The 19999-nt window shown below is 33.4% G+C and carries 16 protein-coding genes and 1 pseudogene; 9 read left to right on the top strand and 8 right to left on the bottom strand.

Annotated features, from left to right (window positions below; genetic code table 11):
• Nucleotides 1-126 precede the first annotated feature (126 nt).
• The gene (locus tag POF52_RS28475) at nt 127-360 is read left to right on the top strand and encodes a hypothetical protein (protein ID WP_271997156.1); all 234 of its coding nucleotides are present in this window, start codon (nt 127-129) and stop codon (nt 358-360) included.
• Between the two features lie 209 nt (nt 361-569).
• On the opposite strand, the gene POF52_RS28470 is transcribed toward POF52_RS28475, so the two are convergent.
• Together POF52_RS28470 and POF52_RS28465 are read right to left on the bottom strand one after the other, a co-directional pair.
• Nucleotides 570-3752, bottom strand: coding sequence for a DEAD/DEAH box helicase (locus POF52_RS28470; protein ID WP_271997154.1), 3183 nt, complete (start codon nt 3750-3752; stop codon nt 570-572).
• Nucleotides 3742-4674: a hypothetical protein gene (locus POF52_RS28465; RefSeq protein WP_271997152.1), complete on the bottom strand. Its 933-nt coding sequence runs from the start codon at nt 4672-4674 to the stop codon at nt 3742-3744. The genes POF52_RS28470 and POF52_RS28465 overlap by 11 nt, the downstream gene beginning before the upstream one ends.
• A 206-nt stretch (nt 4675-4880) precedes the next feature.
• Here POF52_RS28465 and POF52_RS28460 point away from each other — a divergent pair, with 206 nt between their 5' ends.
• The 4 genes from POF52_RS28460 to POF52_RS28445 all read left to right on the top strand — a co-directional run bounded on the left by POF52_RS28460 (nt 4881) and on the right by POF52_RS28445 (nt 9332).
• A complete protein-coding gene (locus POF52_RS28460) occupies nt 4881-5714 on the top strand; it encodes a putative phage abortive infection protein (RefSeq protein ID WP_271997149.1) in 834 nt (277 codons plus the stop codon).
• Between the two features lie 401 nt (nt 5715-6115).
• Nucleotides 6116-7090 (top strand): thermonuclease family protein, encoded by a 975-nt coding sequence (locus POF52_RS28455; protein WP_271997147.1) that lies wholly within the window; start codon nt 6116-6118, stop codon nt 7088-7090.
• 623 nt (nt 7091-7713) lie between these two features.
• A complete protein-coding gene (locus POF52_RS28450; RefSeq protein ID WP_271997144.1) occupies nt 7714-8619 on the top strand; it encodes a LysR family transcriptional regulator in 906 nt (301 codons plus the stop codon).
• A 125-nt stretch (nt 8620-8744) separates the two neighbouring features.
• Complete coding sequence (locus POF52_RS28445; RefSeq protein ID WP_074897602.1) at nt 8745-9332, top strand: LysE family transporter; 588 nt, start codon at nt 8745-8747, stop codon at nt 9330-9332.
• 774 nt (nt 9333-10106) lie between these two features.
• On the opposite strand, the gene POF52_RS28440 is transcribed toward POF52_RS28445, so the two are convergent.
• Nucleotides 10107-10787, bottom strand: a complete 681-nt coding sequence (locus POF52_RS28440) for an NAD(P)H-dependent oxidoreductase (RefSeq protein ID WP_271997141.1) — start codon at nt 10785-10787, stop codon at nt 10107-10109.
• A 317-nt stretch (nt 10788-11104) separates the two neighbouring features.
• On the opposite strand from POF52_RS28440, the gene POF52_RS28435 reads away from it, so the two are divergent.
• Nucleotides 11105-11680, top strand: a complete 576-nt coding sequence (locus POF52_RS28435; protein WP_271997214.1) for a TetR/AcrR family transcriptional regulator — start codon at nt 11105-11107, stop codon at nt 11678-11680.
• A 293-nt stretch (nt 11681-11973) separates the two neighbouring features.
• On the opposite strand, the gene POF52_RS28430 is transcribed toward POF52_RS28435, so the two are convergent.
• The gene (locus POF52_RS28430; protein ID WP_271997139.1) at nt 11974-13419 is read right to left on the bottom strand and encodes a DHA2 family efflux MFS transporter permease subunit; all 1446 of its coding nucleotides are present in this window, start codon (nt 13417-13419) and stop codon (nt 11974-11976) included.
• 162 nt (nt 13420-13581) lie between these two features.
• Complete coding sequence (locus tag POF52_RS28425; RefSeq protein ID WP_271997137.1) at nt 13582-14484, bottom strand: NmrA family NAD(P)-binding protein; 903 nt, start codon at nt 14482-14484, stop codon at nt 13582-13584.
• 163 nt (nt 14485-14647) lie between these two features.
• Between POF52_RS28425 and POF52_RS28420 the strand changes: the two genes are divergently transcribed.
• From POF52_RS28420 to POF52_RS28410, 3 genes and pseudogenes are all read left to right on the top strand, one after another.
• Nucleotides 14648-15262 carry a TetR/AcrR family transcriptional regulator gene (locus POF52_RS28420; protein ID WP_064107349.1) on the top strand — a complete coding sequence of 205 codons (615 nt, stop codon included), beginning with the start codon at nt 14648-14650 and terminating at the stop codon, nt 15260-15262.
• A 25-nt stretch (nt 15263-15287) separates the two neighbouring features.
• A pseudogene (locus POF52_RS28415) lies at nt 15288-15386 on the top strand (arsenate reductase); the annotation flags it as partial.
• Nucleotides 15387-15518: 132 nt separating this feature from the next.
• On the top strand, nt 15519-16685 hold the full coding sequence (locus POF52_RS28410) for an MFS transporter (RefSeq protein ID WP_271997133.1): 1167 nt from the start codon (nt 15519-15521) through the stop codon (nt 16683-16685).
• A gap of 452 nt (nt 16686-17137) precedes the next feature.
• Here the strand turns inward: POF52_RS28410 and POF52_RS28405 are convergent, their stop codons facing one another.
• The 3 genes from POF52_RS28405 to POF52_RS28395 all read right to left on the bottom strand — a co-directional run.
• Nucleotides 17138-18469, bottom strand: a complete 1332-nt coding sequence (locus POF52_RS28405; RefSeq protein ID WP_271997131.1) for a DUF4179 domain-containing protein — start codon at nt 18467-18469, stop codon at nt 17138-17140.
• A complete protein-coding gene (locus POF52_RS28400; protein WP_442956662.1) occupies nt 18459-18932 on the bottom strand; it encodes an RNA polymerase sigma factor in 474 nt (157 codons plus the stop codon). Before POF52_RS28400 ends, POF52_RS28405 begins: the two co-directional genes overlap by 11 nt.
• A gap of 588 nt (nt 18933-19520) precedes the next feature.
• On the bottom strand, nt 19521-19999 hold a 479-nt coding region (locus POF52_RS28395), incomplete at its 5' end, for a DMT family transporter (protein WP_271997129.1).

The raw sequence follows: 19999 nt of genomic DNA, 5'->3' as shown, positions 1-19999 counted from the left end.
ACATTTGTTCCTTATTATATACGAACAAATGTTCTTTATTCAATGGAATATCATTCCTTTTCCCGATTATTGTTACTATAATGAGAAGAACAAATACTCTAGATGTATGAGAATGAAGGGGAATCTATGGTTAAAGCTTTTACCGCATTTTTACTGACTACTATTATTTCTTTTATTGTAATGGTTGGTGCCTTACTAATTTGGGTTGCTATACAAGCAAATCACATAACTGATGATCCATCACTTGCAGACGGATTAGGGTTTGCGGTTGCTTATGGGGGAATAGCTGCTATTTCGGTTTCAATACTTTTTGTAATCATCGGAGTCGTTATTTCTTATTTGAGAAATTTAACGTTATAGTGGTGTGAATACATACTTTTTTTATTACAAAAGGAGAAGCTCCTAAATGGATAAAGTTAGAATTTATGCATTAAAAGATGTTAATGAAAGGAAAATAAAAAGAACCCTGAGTAATCAGCGTTCTTATACTTATAGTTTTTAATAATTGATGTTAGTGATTTGATGAAGAATAAAGATTATCCATAATAAATAATTAAAGTGTATTAAAGCTATTTTAAAATGACCAACAGTGCTTTTTCTACATTTTTGTCTAACTCTATTCCATCAATTTTTCCATTTGTTTTCCACATTTTAATTAATGATTTTATACTTGTATTTCTAGAGATGTTTTTTGATAATTGAATTGAAATTTTTCTTGGGATTTCCAATTTTCTTAATGACAATGCTATATCATTAGATACTCCTAATCGGAAATAACTAGATAATGATAAAAGCTTATCAGGTAGTTCATCAGGTTCTGATTCTTCATTTACAATTAAATCTACTATAGAAACGTAAGCTGTGGCTATATGACTTATATTTCTGATACCTTCTTTAATAATTTTTATAGCTTTTGCTATACTTGTTTGGTTGCTCCTGCTTAACTTTTCTTCATTTAAAGTGCCTATCTTATATTGATGCAAAATTTTTGCCAAATCTAATATTGAAGAACCCTCTATCCAACCTTGCAAAAATTTAATCATAACTTCATTGCTTGTAAATAACTCATGGATATTTTGTTGAATAAAATTAATATCTAGTTTGGAAATACATTCAAAAAACCACGACAACCATATTTCTTCTTCTTGATCATTTATAAACAATTCTTTCAAAGATACTTGATCTATGGTATCTAATATAACTTCGATAACGCTTGCTTTATTAGCTGACTTAACAGCAGCTTTTATAATTAGTTCTTTTTCTGCTGATGCAACGGTATCTAACCAAGAATCCCATTTTTTAAACACTTGATCAAATGTTTCATCTTCTAAAAACTGCATTGCTAGGGTTTTTCTCAACAAATCTCTTCTAAGTGGTTTAGATTGATTTCCTAATACATTGGTCATTAAAGTAAAGTTATCATCTATTCCATCTTCATTTAATTCTTTTTCAGCTATTTCATTAATAATTCCTAGTAGACCAGAAGTGGTTTTTTCAACGCCATCTACTCTTTCAAGATAAGAGGTGGAATCTTTATCTAATGAAAAACTCTTTTCTGAAGTTGTAGATGGATATTGAGGAACAACTATCCCTAATGATTGTTGACCAAACCCTGGTCTACCTGCACGCCCCAGCATATTAATTACTTCGGCCTTAGACAATGGCTTTGTTTCTTGTTCCGAATATTGTTTAGTCGTATTAACAATTACTGCAGAAGCAGCTAAATTCAGCCCTTGTGATATTGTCCCAGTAGCACATAGTACTCCATTTTTACTCTTTTTAAAAAAGTCTTCTACTGCTAGTTGTTCCTCATTTATTAGAGCCTGTGTATGTATCCCGATCCCGTCTATAAGTCCAGAATTTAGTTCTGATACAAACCCCAGTTCTTCATTTGCTAAAGTTAAATAGGATTTAGTAACTTCTGTTAAGCTTTGTGGAAAAACACCTAGTTTTTTATGTTTACCTATTTCAGATAATAGATGCCTTGTTCCTTGTGAGAAAATCATTACAGGCATATTAGAAGACGCTAAATAATTCCCTAACTGTCTAGATATATCATTTCCATAACCTTCTACTGTCCAAGAATCACCATAATATGGACTATTGATTTTTTTAAACCTTACATCCATTTTAATCGGTAAATCTAAGGGATACGCTTGTCGTCCATCTTCTAACCACACATCTTGTACACAAAAGTATAACTGTACAGAGAGTTTAGTTTTAAATGTCTTTTTTTTACTTTTTTCAGCTTCTCTTTTAGCCCGATTAATTTCTATTTCAGGGTGACTAATAAACCCCCGTAAAGTCCTTGCAGGTCTCCATTTAGTATTTGTTATCGATAAATTATTAGTACTACTCAATTTTTTTAACCAATTCTGTAATTTAGGAGAATCATCAAGAAGAGCTGACATAATTAAAAACGCTGTATCTGATAGTTGAGAAACACGACTCAATAACAGATCTAAAAGAGCTCCTCTTGATCCGTGGTAAATATTATGAAATTCATCTACTACACAAAGGGTACACTTTGCTACTAATTCATTGTTATTAGCAATTAAAGATACACACTTTTCTGGAGTCATAACTAAAATTATATCTTCATTTAGGTCATTAATATTTTCATGAAATAAATCTATTTCATCCACTAGTACACTGTTCCCTTTACCATTGTTATGAATGTCCATAATTTTTTTCATATTTTTAGTAATCTGCCTGCATAAAGCTAGAGTAGGTGCTAGATAGATAATAACAGATCCTTGTTCAAGATATGAAATGACTTTATGTTCAGCTATCAAACTTTTACCAGTACCTGTAGGAATAGCTATTATATTATTGTTATTTAAATCTAAAAGTCCTTTTTGTATAGCATCTTTGTGTGGAGGCCATATAAGATAAACGCCTTCGCTAATATAACGGCTCATATGCTGGTTCCATATCCCTTGATTATAATGGGAGGGGCTCTTTAAAGTAGATATAGCTCTTCCTTGGGACATTTTTTCAAAAAGAAGAAGCAATAGTGCTAATAAAGAAATTGTTTGTTCATTACAATCACTAGAATTTAAATAAAGCTCTAATAATTTGGAATTAATATCTTTACTCCATATATCGTGTATATAGCAATATTCCCTTGAAAGTTCATTTAAACAATTATTCAAGTTCCATAAACAAGCTTTTCTACAGTTTTCTTCTAACGATTCAAAATTAACTAACCTGGAGACTTTGGGAGCCTCAACTTTGATATAAACTTGGGACATCTTTAGTCGAGTAAAGTTGTAAAGTTGCTTTATAACAATAGCTTCTAAACTTTGGTCATCATTAAGAAGTAAAATAGCTTCATTAAGCTGGTTAGTTATAGCTTCTGCGTTTGGGTCATACCCTGAAATATAATATAATAAAGATGAAATAATTCTATTTAAAAACTCATAACCATCTAAACTTAATATAGTTTTATCTTCTAATAAAGGAGGACATAAAGTCTCATAGGCATAAGCACAAACAAGTGCAGCAGCTTCTATTTCATTAGTCGTTAAACTTTTATCGAATACAATCCTAAATAATAGAGATTCTGCTAGTCTTTTTAAAGTTCCAGAATCATAACTCTCATCATTTTCAATATCATCGATGTTCTTAAGATTTTTCTTAGAAGCTTCTATTGTGATTTGTAGCAATAATATTCTTATTTCTTCCCCATCGATTTTATCTAACAAACTTGATGCAATTTCATATTTTTCTTTAGCAAATCTATCCAACATGTGTTTTCTCTTCTTTCTTTTCAATAAATTTAACAATTTTATCTGAAACCGCATTATAGAAATCATCTAGCCTTGCAGTCCAGATGGCTTCACATTGTCTGAATTGAGCATAAGTAACGTTAGGTGTATTAGTCTTAAATTCTCTAAACTGTGATCCCTGTTTTGGCTTTTTACTCCGATGTTCAATTGTTAAACGATAAATTATTTTCTTTTGCCAAAGAATATGCTGAGAAATGGCAGCGCTTAACTGATTATTATCTGGACTTTCGAAGCTATTGGCTACAGTTCTCATGACTTGTCTAATATCAGGCCAATGCTTACCACTATCAAATTTATTGAACGCATTAAGTGCTTCCATTGTACCCTCGGCAGGTTTTTTTCTGTTTTTTGATTCACCAATAACTAAATAATATTCTTCATTTAAAGTATCCTTAGCAATAGCAGCTAAATCTAATCCCTGTTTTTTAGAACTTAAATGCATATAATGGACACCCTGTAAAGCAAGATTAAAAGGAGTGCAAGCATTAGTATTCTCAATAGAATTCAACATTACGTGAGACATCAATTCTAAAATAAATGGATTTCGTTGATTTTTTATATATTCTTCAAACGTTTTTTTGTCTTTTGTGTATTCGTAGCCAGTAAAATAGTATTTAATTTCTTTAAGTGTTGTATCCTCAAATTCTTGATCAGGAAGCATCCTTTTTAGTGCGTTATAAGATGTTTGCCAAGCACCTGATTTAACTATATAACATAACGAAGCAACTAGAAGAACTTGTTTCTCGGATTGGGGATTGAAATTTTTTAATTCGAATTCTAGATGAGAAGGATCTTCGGAGTTAGGCCAATTCTTATGATCAACTTCCCATAATTCATATAATTCTTGTACTATCTCTCCTACTGTCTTATTTAAATCTAGCAAAATTCTCACCCTTCGGTTCGTAATAATTTATCAAATAATGTAAAAAATATTATTATTTCATTTAACATAAGAAATATTTGGATTTTTTATTGAGGCAAAGTGCTTAATTTGTACTTTAAAACATATATACCAAAATATTCATTTAGTGGTACTATATGATTATATTAAAGTAAAAAAAAGAAATTTAAAAGGAGGAAAGTATCGATTTGGAGCAAAATGAAAATTTTTTAAAAAAATTATGGAGATACCTTAATTTTATTTGGGCTCTTCCGTTGTTAGGTATTATATTGGTTTCTGTATTTAATTTAGATTTTAGTTCGTTAGGTACATTTGGAGATTTTGTAGCAGGAACAACAGTGCCCCTATTAACTTTTGTAAGTTTTCTTGCAGTAGTTGGAACTTTAAGAATGCAAAAAGATCAATTAGAAATGCAACGACAAGAATTGCAAAATTCTATTGAAGAAATGCAAGCAACTAGGGAGGAAATTAAAGAACAAGGTAAGACAATGGCTATACAAAGGTTTGAAAGCACATTTTTTAATATGGTAAATTTACATAATGAAATTGTAAAAACAATAATCGATAAAAGTAGTTCCAGTGGTAACATAATTGGTAGAGCAGTCTTCCCTATCATATTCAATCTCTTCAAAAACAAATATAATGACTTATTGCGTAATGGTAGTTTAAACGGTGCCCATGAAATTGAAAGGGTCCGACAAGCATATAATGAATTTTTTGTGAATAGAGAATTTCAACTAGGTCATTATTTTAGAAATTTATATCGTATTATAAAATTTATTGATGAAGCAACCCTGTCTGATGAAGAAAAAAGAAATTATATCGGTATTATTAAAGCTCAATTATCGTCTTATGAATTAGCCATTTTGTTATATAACGGACTAAGTGAAAATGGAGAGAATTTTTTACCTTTAATGAGAAAACACAATTTGCTTGATAACTTAAACCCTAAATTACTAATACTTTTTGACACACATTATAATTTATACAAAAACAAAGTTAACGAAGAAGTTCTCTTGTAATTATTAGGAATACTCCATATAAATTAAGAACATATGTAGACAGTTCATTTGAAAGTAACTTATCTACTATCTTTATCAGTAACGCAGTTTTTTAATAACCCCATAATACCATTTTTCTGTATAGTTACTTTTTATAGTTCTGCTGCAAAGATAATTTAGATAAAACGTAGGTTATGAGTTTTCTGCTAACTTACGGATTATGATACGATAACCAACAGTTTATCAATGAGTTCTTTTCGATTTTAGGCAGATTTCACCCCTTGATGAACTTACTTCTTTTTAATCATATGCATCTCTTCTATGCTACTCGGTAGCCTTATTTTATGAGGGGGAATTTTCAAATCGAATTATGGAAATATAGTACAATAAATTGTCAGCTAAAATATGGGGGGATTGAAAAGATGTTAATGCTTTTTGGCATTATTGGATTTTTATTGTTTATCGTGTTCCTTGTTAAAGGATTTATTTCGATATTCAGAAAGAAGAATTTCAAGAAAGATTTCATGATTGCTCTTGCTTCATTTATTCTTTTCGCTGTCATGGCAACTATCGACGGTTCGAATGATCCGAAAGAGGTTGCGAAGAATAAAGAACAGGTTGCAACTAAAGAAGTAAAAGAAGCTTCAAAAGAAGTGGCAACTAATGATTCAAAAGAGAGTTCTACAGATGAATCAAAGAACGCAGCTAAAAAAGCAGATGTAAAAGCATCTTCTGCATCTTCTCATGGTGAACAAGCTACAGTAACACGAGTCGTTGATGGTGATACGATACATGTCTCTTTAAAAGGAAAAGATGAGACGATCCGCATGTTATTATTAGACACACCTGAGACCGTAGACCCGAATAAACCTGTTGAGCCGTTTGGGAAAGACGCATCAAATTTTGCGAAACAAACATTATCAGGGAAAACAGTTGGCATTCAAGTTGGCTCAGAACCAAGAGATAAGTATGGCCGATTGTTAGCCTATGTATGGGTAGGAAATAAAACGTATCAGGAAATGGTATTAGAAAAAGGGCTAGGAAGAACAGCTTATTTATATAACGATACATCGATGTTAGATCAATTCCATAAAGCACAAGATATTGCAAAGAACCAAGGAATTGGCGTATGGTCAATCCCTGACTATGCTCATGTTGACCATAATCATGGATATCATTATCAAGAAGAGAAGAAGGAAGAGACTGTACAAACTCCTGTACAGAAGCCAGTTCCGAAACCAGCACCACAACCGACTCCAGAGCCAGCACCAACAACAGAGTTTTTCCAAAACTGTACGGATATGAGAACCGTTTATCCAAATGGTGTTCCTTCAAGTCACCCTGCTTATCAGGCGAAAATGGATAGAGATAAGGATAATTTCGCTTGCGAAAGATAATAATAGAAGGCAGTCAATATGACTGTCTTTTTTTGTTTACGGTATACCATAATTCTTGATAGAAATATGGAAGGGTTCTGGTGAAAATCTAATGAAAGAGGCCTGAAACCAGTCCTCCTGTATGTGTTTCTCTCCCTATTCTTCCAATAAAAACGTTCGTAAAAGTGCATGGTTTTCATAAGACGTTCGTAATTCATTTCTGAACTTAAACGAACGATAAAAATGATAGATTTCTTATGTAAAATAAAAGTCCGTAAACGTATACTTTATTGAACGCTCTTTCCTCATAAAACTAATTGCGTAAAATTAATTTGTATATATAAGTTTTACCTTTTCCTCTTCTTGGAAAAGATACACTTAATCATCTTGCATAAAGAGAAGGACTGTTTGTAAAAAGAAAAAGCCCCTTGTCCAGGAGACAAGAGGCTTTTTCTTTATTTTTTCGGTAAGATGAGTTTTGGCTGAGCTGAAGTAGAATTATAACAATCGGGAGGGTTCTGTTTTTAATAACAAGTTGCCAATTACATTTTTATTTCTTAGAAAAATTCGATACATTCAGCTAAGTTTCCGTCTATAATAAAGATTCTTGTTGGATATTGTTATTTAGTAAGGAGGAAAAATATTTGACGCTGCAACAATTAAAATACGTTCTTGAAGTAGCAAATAAAGGATCGATCAGTGAAGCTGCGAAAGACTTATTTATATCGCAACCAAGCCTTTCAGCTGCGATTAAAGAATTAGAAAAAGAAATTGGAATTAATATCTTTATACGAACAAATAGAGGGATAAAAGTTACCAATGATGGGACAGAATTCTTAGGATACGCTCGCCAGGTTTTACAACAAGCAGAATTATTAGAGGATAAATACATTAACTCCACTCCATCCAAACAACGTTTTTCAGTTTCTACACAGCATTATACTTTCACAGCTAACGCTTTTGTAGAATTAGTGAAAGAATTTGGATTGGAAGAATACGAGTTTACTTTACGTGAAACCAAAACATTTAATATTATTGATGATGTTAGGAATTTGAAAAGTGAACTTGGTATTATATATTTAAGCTCATTTAATGAACAAGTCATTCGCAAATATCTAGATGAAAGTAACCTCTTTTTTTCCGAATTATTTACAGCTAATCCTCACGTATTTATTAGTAGGGAAAATCCCTTAGCTAGTCAAAGTTCTGTATCCCTTGATGATTTAGAGAATTTACCTTGTCTAACTTTCGAACAAGGTGACTATAACTCTTTTTACTTTTCTGAAGAGATACTCAGTACAAGAAGTGTAAAAAAGGGTATCAAGGTAAGTGATAGAGCAGCTATTGTAAACTTTATTATAGGATTAAATGGATATACTATCTCATCCGGTATATTTCCAAAATATCTTCATGGAAAGGATATAATTTCAATTCCCCTTGAGGTGGAAGAGAAAATACGAATTGGTGTAATTGTCCATAAAGATATTACATTAAGTAAGCTGGGTGAAATTTATATAGAAAAGTTAAAGAATATAACGTTCGATATGTAAGCTTATTCTAGGTAATGGCTTGATATAGCTTAAAACTATATCAAGCCATTGCTTTTTAGTTTTATCCTAAATCAAAATGGAGTGCTATGATAATCATCAATAAGAAGTATAGAGAGGTATAAGAAATGGAGATACAAGTTATTCTTTCTTTTTCAGTGTATGCAATTATCAATGCCTTTACTCCGGGTCCTGGAAACCTTTTAGCTTTAAATACGATGAGTATTCACGGCTGGAAAAAAGGTAAAAAATTGTTTCTAGGCATCTTTGTAGGCTATTATGTAGTTCAAGCAATATGTGCTGTTTCTATTTTTAGCTTGAATCAGTTTTTGAACCCGATAATGGAAACTTTAAAATATGTAGGTGCTGCATATATAATATGGCTTGCCATTCACATAGTAAGGAGCAGTCCAACTTCAACTAAAAGTAAGAACAAGCTATTATTTTGGTTTGGATTTTTACTGCAATTTGTAAATATCAAGATATATATATTTGGTATTACTGCTCTTACAGGATTCGTTATGCCCTATTACAAATCATTTTTGATGGTATTTTTATTTGCTTTAGCAATCGCTACAATTGGCACAATTGCAACATTAGCATGGGTTGCGTTTGGTGCTGTTTTTCAAAGTGTATATATGAAGCATTTTAGAATATTTAATATTATTATGGCACTCTTACTTGGTGAATGCGCATTAAGCATGGTTATACAATAAAAGGCTTTCAGACAAATAAAGGTAAGGAAGACTCCACTCATCAATCAACTGCATTTCCAATCATTGATCCATTTTTAAACAAATTAGAAAAGATAACTTCAATTTATTAGTCTTGGTTTTTAATGAAGAAAGCAAAAGCAACCTTATTCTCTAATGGCATTCGAGTGAGGTTGCTTTTTAAGGTAACTCTATAACTGCAGACAAATTATAGCGTATTTTTCCCAAAAATACTATATTTCAAAGGACCAACATATGTATAAAAGGTGCACTTTTTATGCACCCTTTCTTCCATTTATCTGTAAGGAGATTGTTGGCGCATCAAGGATGTATAAAAAGCTGCATAAAGCAGAAATCGTAACCTCATTGGAACCTTTGCCTACCAAGGGTTCTTTTTTTTTGATGTGTTCCGGAAAGAGGTATTATGTTAACTAGAATTGTATAAAGTATGCATGCGATCCTTAGAAACCTTTTTCAGCAATCGGGCCATTTAATGGAATAAGACTTGATATTTATTTTAATAAATAAGATTGTGAAGTAAAGGGGCAGGTTAGTTTAAGTACAATGTTTTATCTTTGTTTAACAATCGGGTCATTTTAGTTAAAGAACGAAAAGAACTGTAGATTAGTTTCTACAGTTCTTAATAAATGTCCAAGGATAATAAAGTTTATATAAAACAGACAAGGATCTGCAAGTTGTACAACAGTATTAATAAGGATTTAAAAATGGCATCTGTTATTTAAAAAAAGAAATCTCTTCCCAACCTGTCTGAAATCATTAATTAATCCACTGCACAATATCCTTCATATCTTTTCTTCCTCTAGGGAATTTAGGCTCATTTGCTCGGTATCCAAATGCAACCATAGCCGAAACAGCTAAGTGACCATCCTCTAGTAAGTTTTCTTCGGCAAGAAGTTTTTCTACCTTATCGATATAAAAGCCTTCTATTGGACAAGAGTCAATTCCAAGTAACGCTGCTACAGTCATCATATTGGCAAAGGGAAGATAGGTTTGTCTTTTTGCCCAATCCAACATTGTAGACTCATTTACTAGGATATTTTGTTGATCTTCTTGGAATTCTTTATAAATGTCTTTCATTTGATCATACATTTCAGCTGGAAACCCCGTAATATTAAGCGTTTGGTTTTTTACATATTCTGAGTCGTACTTTGTATCCTTGATTGTTCTTGCAAGAATGATAACGAAATGGCTCGCAGTTGGTAGATGACCTTGTGCACCTGGAGAAATTTCTTTTAGCTTTTCTCTAAATTCCTGGTTTTGAACAACGAGGAATTTCCAAGGCTCATAGCCACATGAGCTTGGTGAAAGTCGAGCTGATTCTAAGATTACATTGAAGTCATCCTCTGAAATTTTTTTCGTTGGATCAAAGGCTTTTATAGCACGTCTAAAATTAAACGCGTCAAGAATTTCTTGTCTGTTCATCACACTGTGTGTCATATTCAAACACTTCCTTTTTAATTATTTTTAGGTACTAGTCTTTATTAGCATTCCATCGATAAGAAAAAAGCATTGCATGATTATATTTTATTTATCTTTGAAGAGCTTTTATATAAGAGACTGACCTATTCATCCCTGTCAAATATTAAATATACAGTATCTAACAACTTTTGCTTAAACAACAAAAGTTGTATACTTATATACTAGAATAGAATTTGTTTATTCTCAATCATCAATGTTGACGTTTTATCGCTTAAACAACAAACACATCAAATTGTTGTCTATTTATAGAAAAGGGAGGGATAAATTTGAAGGAAATGAAAGTTGATCCACGTATTATACGGACAAGAAAATTGTTAATGGATGCCTTTGTAAAAACAATTCAAAAAAAGGAGTTCAAAGACATTACAATAAAGGACATTACAGGGGAAGCAACGGTTAATCGTGCTACTTTTTATTCTCATTTTCAAGATAAATACGACTTATTGGAAGCCTCCATTACAGAAGATATATTAGAAAGCATTGTGAAGCACTTGAATCATTATGATAGGTTAAATGAGCAGACTATTGTAAATATCTTTTTTACATTAACTGAGTTTCATACAAAACAACGTAAAGAATACTTTCCACAATGTAAAAGGAGTATAGAATCCTTTTATTCAATAATTGAACAAAAAATAAAAAAAGAACTTAGAGAATTATTTTATTCTCTATTATTAAAACAACAACCTAACATGGATTCGGAAGATTTAAAAATTGGTGCTACTGTGTTGAGTTGGGGAATTTATGGAGCATCTGTGGATTGGGAACATAATAGTTCTCTTTCAGCAGAAAAATATATAAAAAAAGCCTTACCTTTTATAGTGTCGGAAATAAAAAATTTTAAAGAATGATTATTGATCATGTATTTTTTCACAATATCTGTTTATCTTAGTAAGCGTTACTAAACAATCGGGCGCTTTAATTAAACAAGCAGCTAAAAGGATCTTCCAGTCGAAGATCCTTTTTTAGTGCCGAAAATACGTTTTATGTTAACTGATAGTCAAATAAAGTGATGCAGCAAGGTTAAATCAAAGGAAGAGTAGTAGTAGATTTAACTTCATAAAAAACTAATTCCTAATAAAAAAGACTTCACAACTAGTGAAGTCTTTTTTATTAGCTATCATGCAGATTCAATTTTGTATAATTAATTAGCTTCTTCTCTCAGCTTAACTCTTTTAATGAAAAATGAAATCACTAAGCCAACAATTGCCACAATGACCGCAAAGATAAAAGAATGTTGAACCCCGTTGGTAAAGGCAAGAACTTGATTTAAAGGATCCATTTTATCTGATACCGTCTCAAGGAATTTTCTTGATCCTGATGAGAGAATGGAAATACCAACAGCTGTTCCAATTGCACCAGCAACCTGCTGCAAAGTGTTCATAATAGCAGTTCCATGAGGATACAGTTCAGGTGGAAGCTGATTTAATCCATTTGTTTGGGCTGGCATCATAATCATCGAAATGGCTATCATAAGCGCAATGTGTAATCCAACAATAAACCCTGTTGAAGTTTCCAGCGTTACGGTTGAGAAACCATACATTATGCCGACTACAATCGCAAGACCTGGAATAACTAACCATTTAGGGCCGAAACGATCAAATAACCCGCCCATAACTGGTGAAAGGATGCCGTTGATAACTCCTCCAGGAAGAAGCATAAGGCCAGCTGCAAAGGTTGATAAAGCTAATGATGTTTGTAAGTACAGAGGTAAAATCATCATTGCAGAAAGCATTACCATCATACAGACTAGAATCAGGAGAAGACCAATTGTAAACATTGGATACTTAAAAGCTTTAAGGTCTAACATTGGCTCTTTCATCTTCGTTTGACGGATAGAAAATGCAACTAATGCGATAGTTCCAATCACAAGAGATAGAATAACCTGTAGACTTCCCCAGCCTCCACCTTCTCCAGCGCTGCTAAATCCAAATACAATTCCTCCAAAACCTATTGTTGAAAGAACAACAGAAACGATATCAATTTTCGGCTTTGTCGGTGTAGTAACGTTTTGCATAAAGAACGCCCCAAATATTAAGGCTGCGACTAGTAATGGAAGAGAAATCCAGAAAATCCAATGCCATGTTAATGTTTTTAAAATTAAACCTGATACGGTAGGTCCAACAGCAGGGGCAAACATAATCACTAATCCAATAATCCCCATTGACCTTCCGCGTTTATGGGGTGGAATGATAACAAGGATGGTGTTAAACATAAGTGGTAAAAGTAACGCAGTTCCAATTGCCTGCACCACCCGTGCAAGCATTAGTACACCAAACGTTGGTGCGATAGCTGCAATGAATGTTCCAATGATGGAACAAACAAGAGATGTCATGAAAAGCTGTCTGGTCGTAAATCGTTGAAGAATAAAACCTGAAATGGGTACCAGAATTCCTAGTGTTAACAGGTATCCTGTTGTCAGCCACTGGGCGGTGGTTTCGTGAATACCAAAGCCAGAAATCAAATCTTTTAAAGCCATATTTAAAGCTGTTTCACTAAACAAACCAATAAATCCAGCAATCAGGAATGATGTAATAATAGGTATGGTCCTTATAGGAGAACTTTCTAGACCTTCTTGTTGCTTGTTCATATTAATCCTAGCTCCTCTTTTATATTGTATATATTTAATCAATCAACCTATACTCTATAAATTATAGGTTGATTGATATTCATGTTCGATACGTTGAACCGACATATGCTGTCTCCCTAAAGTATGGTCAATTATCCCATCATCGCGCTCTAAGGGCGTCGCTTAAAAATTCTGGCGTGCCCATTCTGCCATAGTGATCCCAGGACGCCCCAGAACTGTTAAGACGTCATCGCGAACAACATTCTGAAGGGTCATTTGACCAGCCGCAGCTAATTTCATTGTTATGACAGCACTCTCCATATAGGCACGTTCGGGAGCTGATGTAATCTGAGCAACATACGCTTCCAAGTCCGCAGGATTGAGAGTAATACACTTGATCTCTTTTCCTGAAGCCTCAGTTAGAATATCAGCGATCTCAGGACCTGTCAGCACTTCCGTGCTCAACCAGTAATTAGCACTCCCGTGTTTCTCCGGACCCTCTCTCAACACGGCAGCAGCGACAGCAGCAATATCTTCTGCGAATACCCAGCCTTGCGGTGCGTCGCTCCAGTTGACTGTGAAAGAATTTGTCTCTGTTATTGAAGCAAAAACTGTGTCCGTAATCACGTTAGGGTGAAGGTGCGTCCAAGCGATTCCACTTGCTTCGATATAAGTTTCTACAAGATCATGCCAGTTAAAATGCGGTATAAAATCCCGACGCGAAGTGAATACACCCAAATGAACGATATGACTCACGCCCGCATTGACCGATGCATCAACAAACTTTTTACTTTGGTACAGCATATCAGAAGTATAACCAGTTAGTAAGAATACCCGGTCGACGCCCTCTAGAGCTTCAGTGAAGGTCTCCGGCCGATTAAGGTCAAGTACAACTGCATCACGGCCCTCAGCTCGCCACTTTTCCGCAACTTCTGAACGACTTGTTGCAAGCCGAATTACGACACCCTCATCATTTTTATCAAACTCTTTGACTACACGTGATCCGACATTTCCAGTTGCGCCGATAATCAATACTCTCGCTACTATATTTTGTTTTGTGAAATTATTACTTGATGATGTTTCCATATATTATTCCTCCATATCTTTTATATATAGAACGTTCCAGTTCCGTAAAAAATCATAACACAGATAATTATAGAACGCAATATTACCGAATTGTTTTGATGAAAATGGTATGATATATATATAATTAAAAAAGCTTACCTAGAGGAAAGGTGTCGAAAGTTTTATGACATATGAAAAACAGCAACAAACAGAAGAAAAAAGAGGGCGCCCTCTAGATTTATCACGCAATAAGGTAATTCTTGAAACAACTATAAATTTGCTAGCTGAAACCGGATATGATTCCTTAACAATAGAGGCGGTCGCTTCAAAGGCAAAAGTGGGAAAGGGTACCATCTATAGGCGGTGGTCTTCTAAAGCGGAACTTGTGATTGACGCTGCCATTTCGATGAGTCGTTTCGAAATAGCAAAAGAGAAATTGAATAAAAATCAAGACTTGAGAGGCCAGTTGATTGAGCTTCTTTCTCTACTATTCCTAGAGGATAATAAAAATTATCAGAAAGCGATGAATGCAATTTGTAATTCTGTTTCTTGGAATGAACAATTAGAAAAAGGGATGCGTGAGGCTTTTCACTGGCGTTACAGAAACATGATTGAATCGATTCTTGAACCTTATGTAAAAGAAAATCAAATCACTGACGACGATATAGAGCTAATTACAGATATTGGCCCTGCCTTAGTTATGTATAATATTTACTCTGGAAATCGGTCTACTAAAGCTGATTATGCAGAACGCATTGTTGATAAATTAATGATGCCAATAATATTAAAACAAGTGTAATTACTGAAATAGTGAACCAAACCTTAAAGCCGAAGGAACGAATGAAGAGAAATGGGCATTTTTCCAACGTGTACGTGATGAAATTGGTGAGCGTATTCACCGTTTTGCTGAAACAGGTAAATAATTAATCAAGAAGCAGCCTATCAATATTTAGGCTGCTTTATTTCTTCCTAGAAGATTGTTTATGTTCACTAAATTTGTATAGGTTATACCTTTAGAGAATAAACATGAAATATAACATTATAGGGGGAATGTAATGAACGGACAAGGGAGAGTAAGTCTAAGCATTGGATGGATTACCTTATTTTTGATGGGGACTGATTTATTTGTTGTATCTCCATTATTACCATTCATTTCACAAGCATATAAAATTAGTTCTGCTACGGCTGGATGGATGGTAACAGTCTTTGCAATTACGTATGCTATTTCAGCTCCATTCTTTGGATGGCTCTCAGATAAAAAAGGCAGAAGATTTTTAATTACATTGGGGTTATTACTGTTTGCTGCTTCTAATATCCTAACAGCCTGTGCCCCATCCTTTTTGTGGTTGATTGTTAGCCGGATTTTAGCTGGGTTCTCAGTAGCTTCAATTACCCCTTTAATATACGCTATCATTGGAGATATCGCCCCACCAAGTCGGAGAGGAACATGGCTTTCAATCGTTGTTTCTGGTCACTTAACAGCCCTTTGGGCTGGAACACCACTAGGTACATTATTGGAACATTTTCTCGGTTGGCGTTCCGTATTTATTGTAATGGCCATACTAGGAGTTATATTGATGTTTGTAAATTTCAAAGCATGGAAGTCTGTTCCTAGTAATGAATTAACAACAAATTTATTAAAAGGAAATCTAATAAGAATACTCGGTTCCGTAAGCGTTACTGCCATTTGGGCCATTTCAATGTACACCCTGTATGTTTATTTAGGTGCAGCTTTACACTTTAAAAATGGATTTTCACCGGCAGAAATTGCATTAGCTGTTACCTTTTACGGTATTGGTGCGGTTTTAGGAAGCCTTTCAAGTGGACAATTAACTGATAAGTTTGGGGAAAGAAATATATCTATAAATACATTAATTATATTGATTCTAATACTCCTTTGCTTAGGCGTATTTTTCTCATCCGGTGATTGGTTGTATTTCTTTATGTTTATATGGGCTTTAGTTGGCTATGCAGGGTTCACATCTTATCAAGCTCGACTAGCCGTTGAGTATCCTTTGGAACGAGGGGTTGTAATGGCATGGAACAATACAGCTTTATATATTGGAATTACCCTCGGATCAATACTTGGTGGTTACGTTATATCAAATTGGGGATATTCTACTCTTCCATATGCTTGTAGTATTGCGGCTGTTTTAAGTTTTATAATTAGCACCCAAAAAAGAAAGGTGTTAAAGGAAAAAACAACTTTTATCAGTAGATAAAAGACATAATATATTCAATAACTATATGTTTTCAATGACTTAAATTCACTAAAAATAAAAGAATATAGTTTTTTATCTAAAGAAGTAAATAGTGAAACACTATTATAAAAAATGGAGTTTCGCTATTTACTCTATATGACGACAAATAGACGCTTTTTCTAGAAAGTGTGTGAAAAGTAAAACTTCCTTCGATAATAAGTGTTCGTATTGTTCTGAAAACTGTTCGTAAATGTCATGTGTTAGATTAGAGTCGTTCGTATATTTTTTACATACATAAACGAACGGAAATAAGCGTTCGCCAAATGAAATTGGAGTTTGTCCGTAAAAGTATACTTTTACGGACTGTGTGTCTTGTAATCTTAATAAATTAATATTAAGGTAGCCCTTAAAATAGTGAACAATAAAAAAGCTAAGTTTCTTATTCATAGGATTAAGAAACTTAGCTTTATCTTTTATCTAGATACTTTAATAACTATACCATTTACATTGATTGCTTTGATTTTCGATAAATCTAAAGGAGAAGAAGGTAGAAATTTAGCTTTAACACTTTTATTGTCACTAAAGTTTTGTAATGAGTCGAGTGATTGAATGCTTCCATTTTTCATTTTCACACTCACTTTCATATCATCAGTATCTTTAAATTGGCCTTTTCCGTATAGCGTCACACCTAGTGATGAAAGGGTCATTTTAGTTGCTTTCCAACTGCCAAAGTCTTCATTAAAGCTCAGACTTTTTTCGTTTTCTACAGAATGCAATTTAAATGTAGTGCTCCAATCACCTTTTGTATAATTACCATTAGATACAAGGTCTCCCATAAGCTTTAACTTTCTAAGATCTTCATTATTTACATCAAAAATATATTCTACATAGTTATTTCCGTAAACAGTTTCCCCTGATTCATCTACTCCATAAGAGATGTTAGAAGAAGCATTTATCTTCTTTCCGGAAGGATCAACTAAATAAAAATCTCCGTGGCTATCTATATCTTCATCGGACCACTTTGTTTGAACGTGAAGTTGACCATCCACAAATCCAATATTTGATACATGCATAAATTTTATTTTTGGCAGAGAAAGAGTGGTTTCATTAGGCTTTAAGATTTCTATACTTTCTCCCTTGTCGAGTTGGTCAGTAATTTCCCCACCTCCTCCGGATGTACTATCCGTGCTAAGAGAAATTGTCTCTACTCTTTTATTCTTTAACTCTGACAGATCAGTATCTATCTTGATTCCTTCATGCTTATGCTTTTGGCTAAGGAAAGAGCTTATTCGCAAATTGATTTTTTTATGATTAAAGTTTGTGCCTCCGTTTGCTTGAATTCGTAATGTGGCTGTATTTGTATCTTTATTGTAATCAACAATTTGGCTATTAAACATATGCCCTTCAGTTAGTGTGTAATCATAAAGATCTAGCGTTTTATCTAGGCGGTTACCGGTTAAATCTTGCATCGTAACATAAATAACAGCCATTTCGTTATCATTCATGGCACCTACAACTTTCATTTTTATTCCTTTATCTTCACTAGTGGTCTCAATAGGTTGAAGAAACAAGGCAATGTCGGGACTAACAAGAGATAGTAAGTGGTTGAAGCTTGGAAATGTCGCTGCGCCGACACCTGCGGAACCCATAAGGAATAAAGCTGCAGCAGCCGGAAATACAATTGCTTTTTTAAACGTTCTTCTTGGTTGCTCTGATTTAGCCTTTTCTACACCGAGTTTGGCTCTCATATGTAATTCTTTTGGAATTTCAATTTGTTCAAGTTCTTGTTTTAGTTTATTCTTCATAAATACCAACGCCTTTCACTTGTTTACGAAGTTTAGCTAAAGCACGATATAAAATAGATTTGGCCGTGCCTAAAGGAATGGTCAACGTCTCAGCTATTTCCCTAAAAGAATAGCCTTCATAAAATCGTAAAATAACGACACTTTTTTCATCTTCATTTAATTCTTCCACTAATTGGTGAAGGGATAATGTAAGGGGAATATCTTCAATATCTGAACCGATAATTTCCTCATGTTCTGGATGTAATTGAACGACTTTGCTATTTTTTCTTAAATGATCTATTGCGCACCTAATGGTAATCTTGATTAACCATGTCTTAAAGTATTCCGGCTTTTTTAATGTATCTATCTTTTTAAAAGAACGGTATGCTACTTCTTGAACTACGTCCAAGGCATCGTCCTTATTTTTGACATATACATAAGCCATTCGATAAATATCTTGTTCATATGTCTGAAAAAGCTTCATAAAGGCTTTATCATTACCTTTTTGAGCTTTTTTAACGATCCTAATAATTGAAATTCATCCTCTCTACTTTTCCTTTTATACCTATTAGACAAAGTTACTTGGCATTTGGCTTAAAGTTTTAATAAAAAAATGGACCAACGGTATAAGAAGCTTCTAATTACCTTTTAGCCAAGATTTTTTTGATTAAGAGCATGATAAAGATTGTAGAAAATATAAAAAGCTACCCCGCCATTGGCAAGCGAGATAGCTTTCTAGTAGAACTGCTAATTATAAATTATTAAAATATAACCGCAAGTAAACAATATCTCATCTCTTCCATATAGACTACATTTTACCGTACGAACATACATATATAACGTGCAATTTTTATACATCCTCCTCCCATTTAGATATCGAGTAAACGCAGTTATATCAAGGATAATATATATAAACCTGCATAAACCATAAATAAAAAAACAAACGAGCCCTTGTATAACAAGGACTCGTTTTTTACGTATACCGGAAAGAGACATTATGTTAACTAATTCTGTATGTTATATACATGTATTTATAATAAATAAAATCTTATACAGGCTTCAAATGAAAAAATTATGTTTGTATTTCCGATTCACTGGAAACTGCATTAAAAACAGTTTTTGTTTTAAAATATGAAAACAAATAGCAGCCACTAATTACAATTATGCTACCTATTCCTTCAACCCAGCTCATTTCTTCTCCTAATATTATAAAGGCTAGGATAGATGTAAATATAGGATTAAAGTTTAGAAACAATCCTGATGTATTAGCTCCCAATTTTTGAACACCAATATTCCACAGAACCATACAAACAACTGTTGAAATAATGCCCGTATATAAAATAGATTTTATGAAAGAAGAATCCATTTGGATAACCCTAAAACTCGAAATATTAAAAGGTAGAAGAACAAGCAACCCAAATATCCCCGAATATAAAGTAGACATCATGGGACTTATCGTTTGCATAGCCCATTTACTACATACTGAATATAGCCCCCAGACGCCTACTGCTCCTAACATATATAAATCCCCTATATTGAATTGTAATGAGA

Source organism: Priestia sp. AB, from assembly GCF_028369225.1.
In the GTDB taxonomy this organism is placed as follows: Bacteria; Bacillota; Bacilli; order Bacillales; family Bacillaceae_H; genus Priestia; species Priestia megaterium.
Note: the sequence above shows the minus strand (reverse complement) of the source record. Positions and strands in the feature narration are given on the sequence as shown.

Bases quoted from the DNA above. Each gene is read 5' to 3' on its own strand.
- POF52_RS28475 (WP_271997156.1), top strand. From the start codon at position 127: ATGGTTAAAGCTTTTACCGCATTTTTACTGACTACTATTATTTCTTTT.
- POF52_RS28470 (WP_271997154.1), bottom strand. From the start codon at position 3,752: ATGTTGGATAGATTTGCTAAAGAAAAATATGAAATTGCATCAAGTTTG.
- POF52_RS28455 (WP_271997147.1), top strand. From the start codon at position 6,116: ATGTTAATGCTTTTTGGCATTATTGGATTTTTATTGTTTATCGTGTTC.
- POF52_RS28445 (WP_074897602.1), top strand. From the start codon at position 8,745: ATGGAGATACAAGTTATTCTTTCTTTTTCAGTGTATGCAATTATCAAT.
- POF52_RS28440 (WP_271997141.1), bottom strand. From the start codon at position 10,787: ATGACACACAGTGTGATGAACAGACAAGAAATTCTTGACGCGTTTAAT.
- POF52_RS28435 (WP_271997214.1), top strand. From the start codon at position 11,105: ATGAAAGTTGATCCACGTATTATACGGACAAGAAAATTGTTAATGGAT.
- POF52_RS28430 (WP_271997139.1), bottom strand. From the start codon at position 13,419: ATGAACAAGCAACAAGAAGGTCTAGAAAGTTCTCCTATAAGGACCATA.
- POF52_RS28425 (WP_271997137.1), bottom strand. From the start codon at position 14,484: ATGGAAACATCATCAAGTAATAATTTCACAAAACAAAATATAGTAGCG.
- POF52_RS28420 (WP_064107349.1), top strand. From the start codon at position 14,648: ATGACATATGAAAAACAGCAACAAACAGAAGAAAAAAGAGGGCGCCCT.
- POF52_RS28410 (WP_271997133.1), top strand. From the start codon at position 15,519: ATGAACGGACAAGGGAGAGTAAGTCTAAGCATTGGATGGATTACCTTA.
- POF52_RS28405 (WP_271997131.1), bottom strand. From the start codon at position 18,469: ATGAAGAATAAACTAAAACAAGAACTTGAACAAATTGAAATTCCAAAA.
- POF52_RS28400 (WP_442956662.1), bottom strand. From the start codon at position 18,932: ATGAAGCTTTTTCAGACATATGAACAAGATATTTATCGAATGGCTTAT.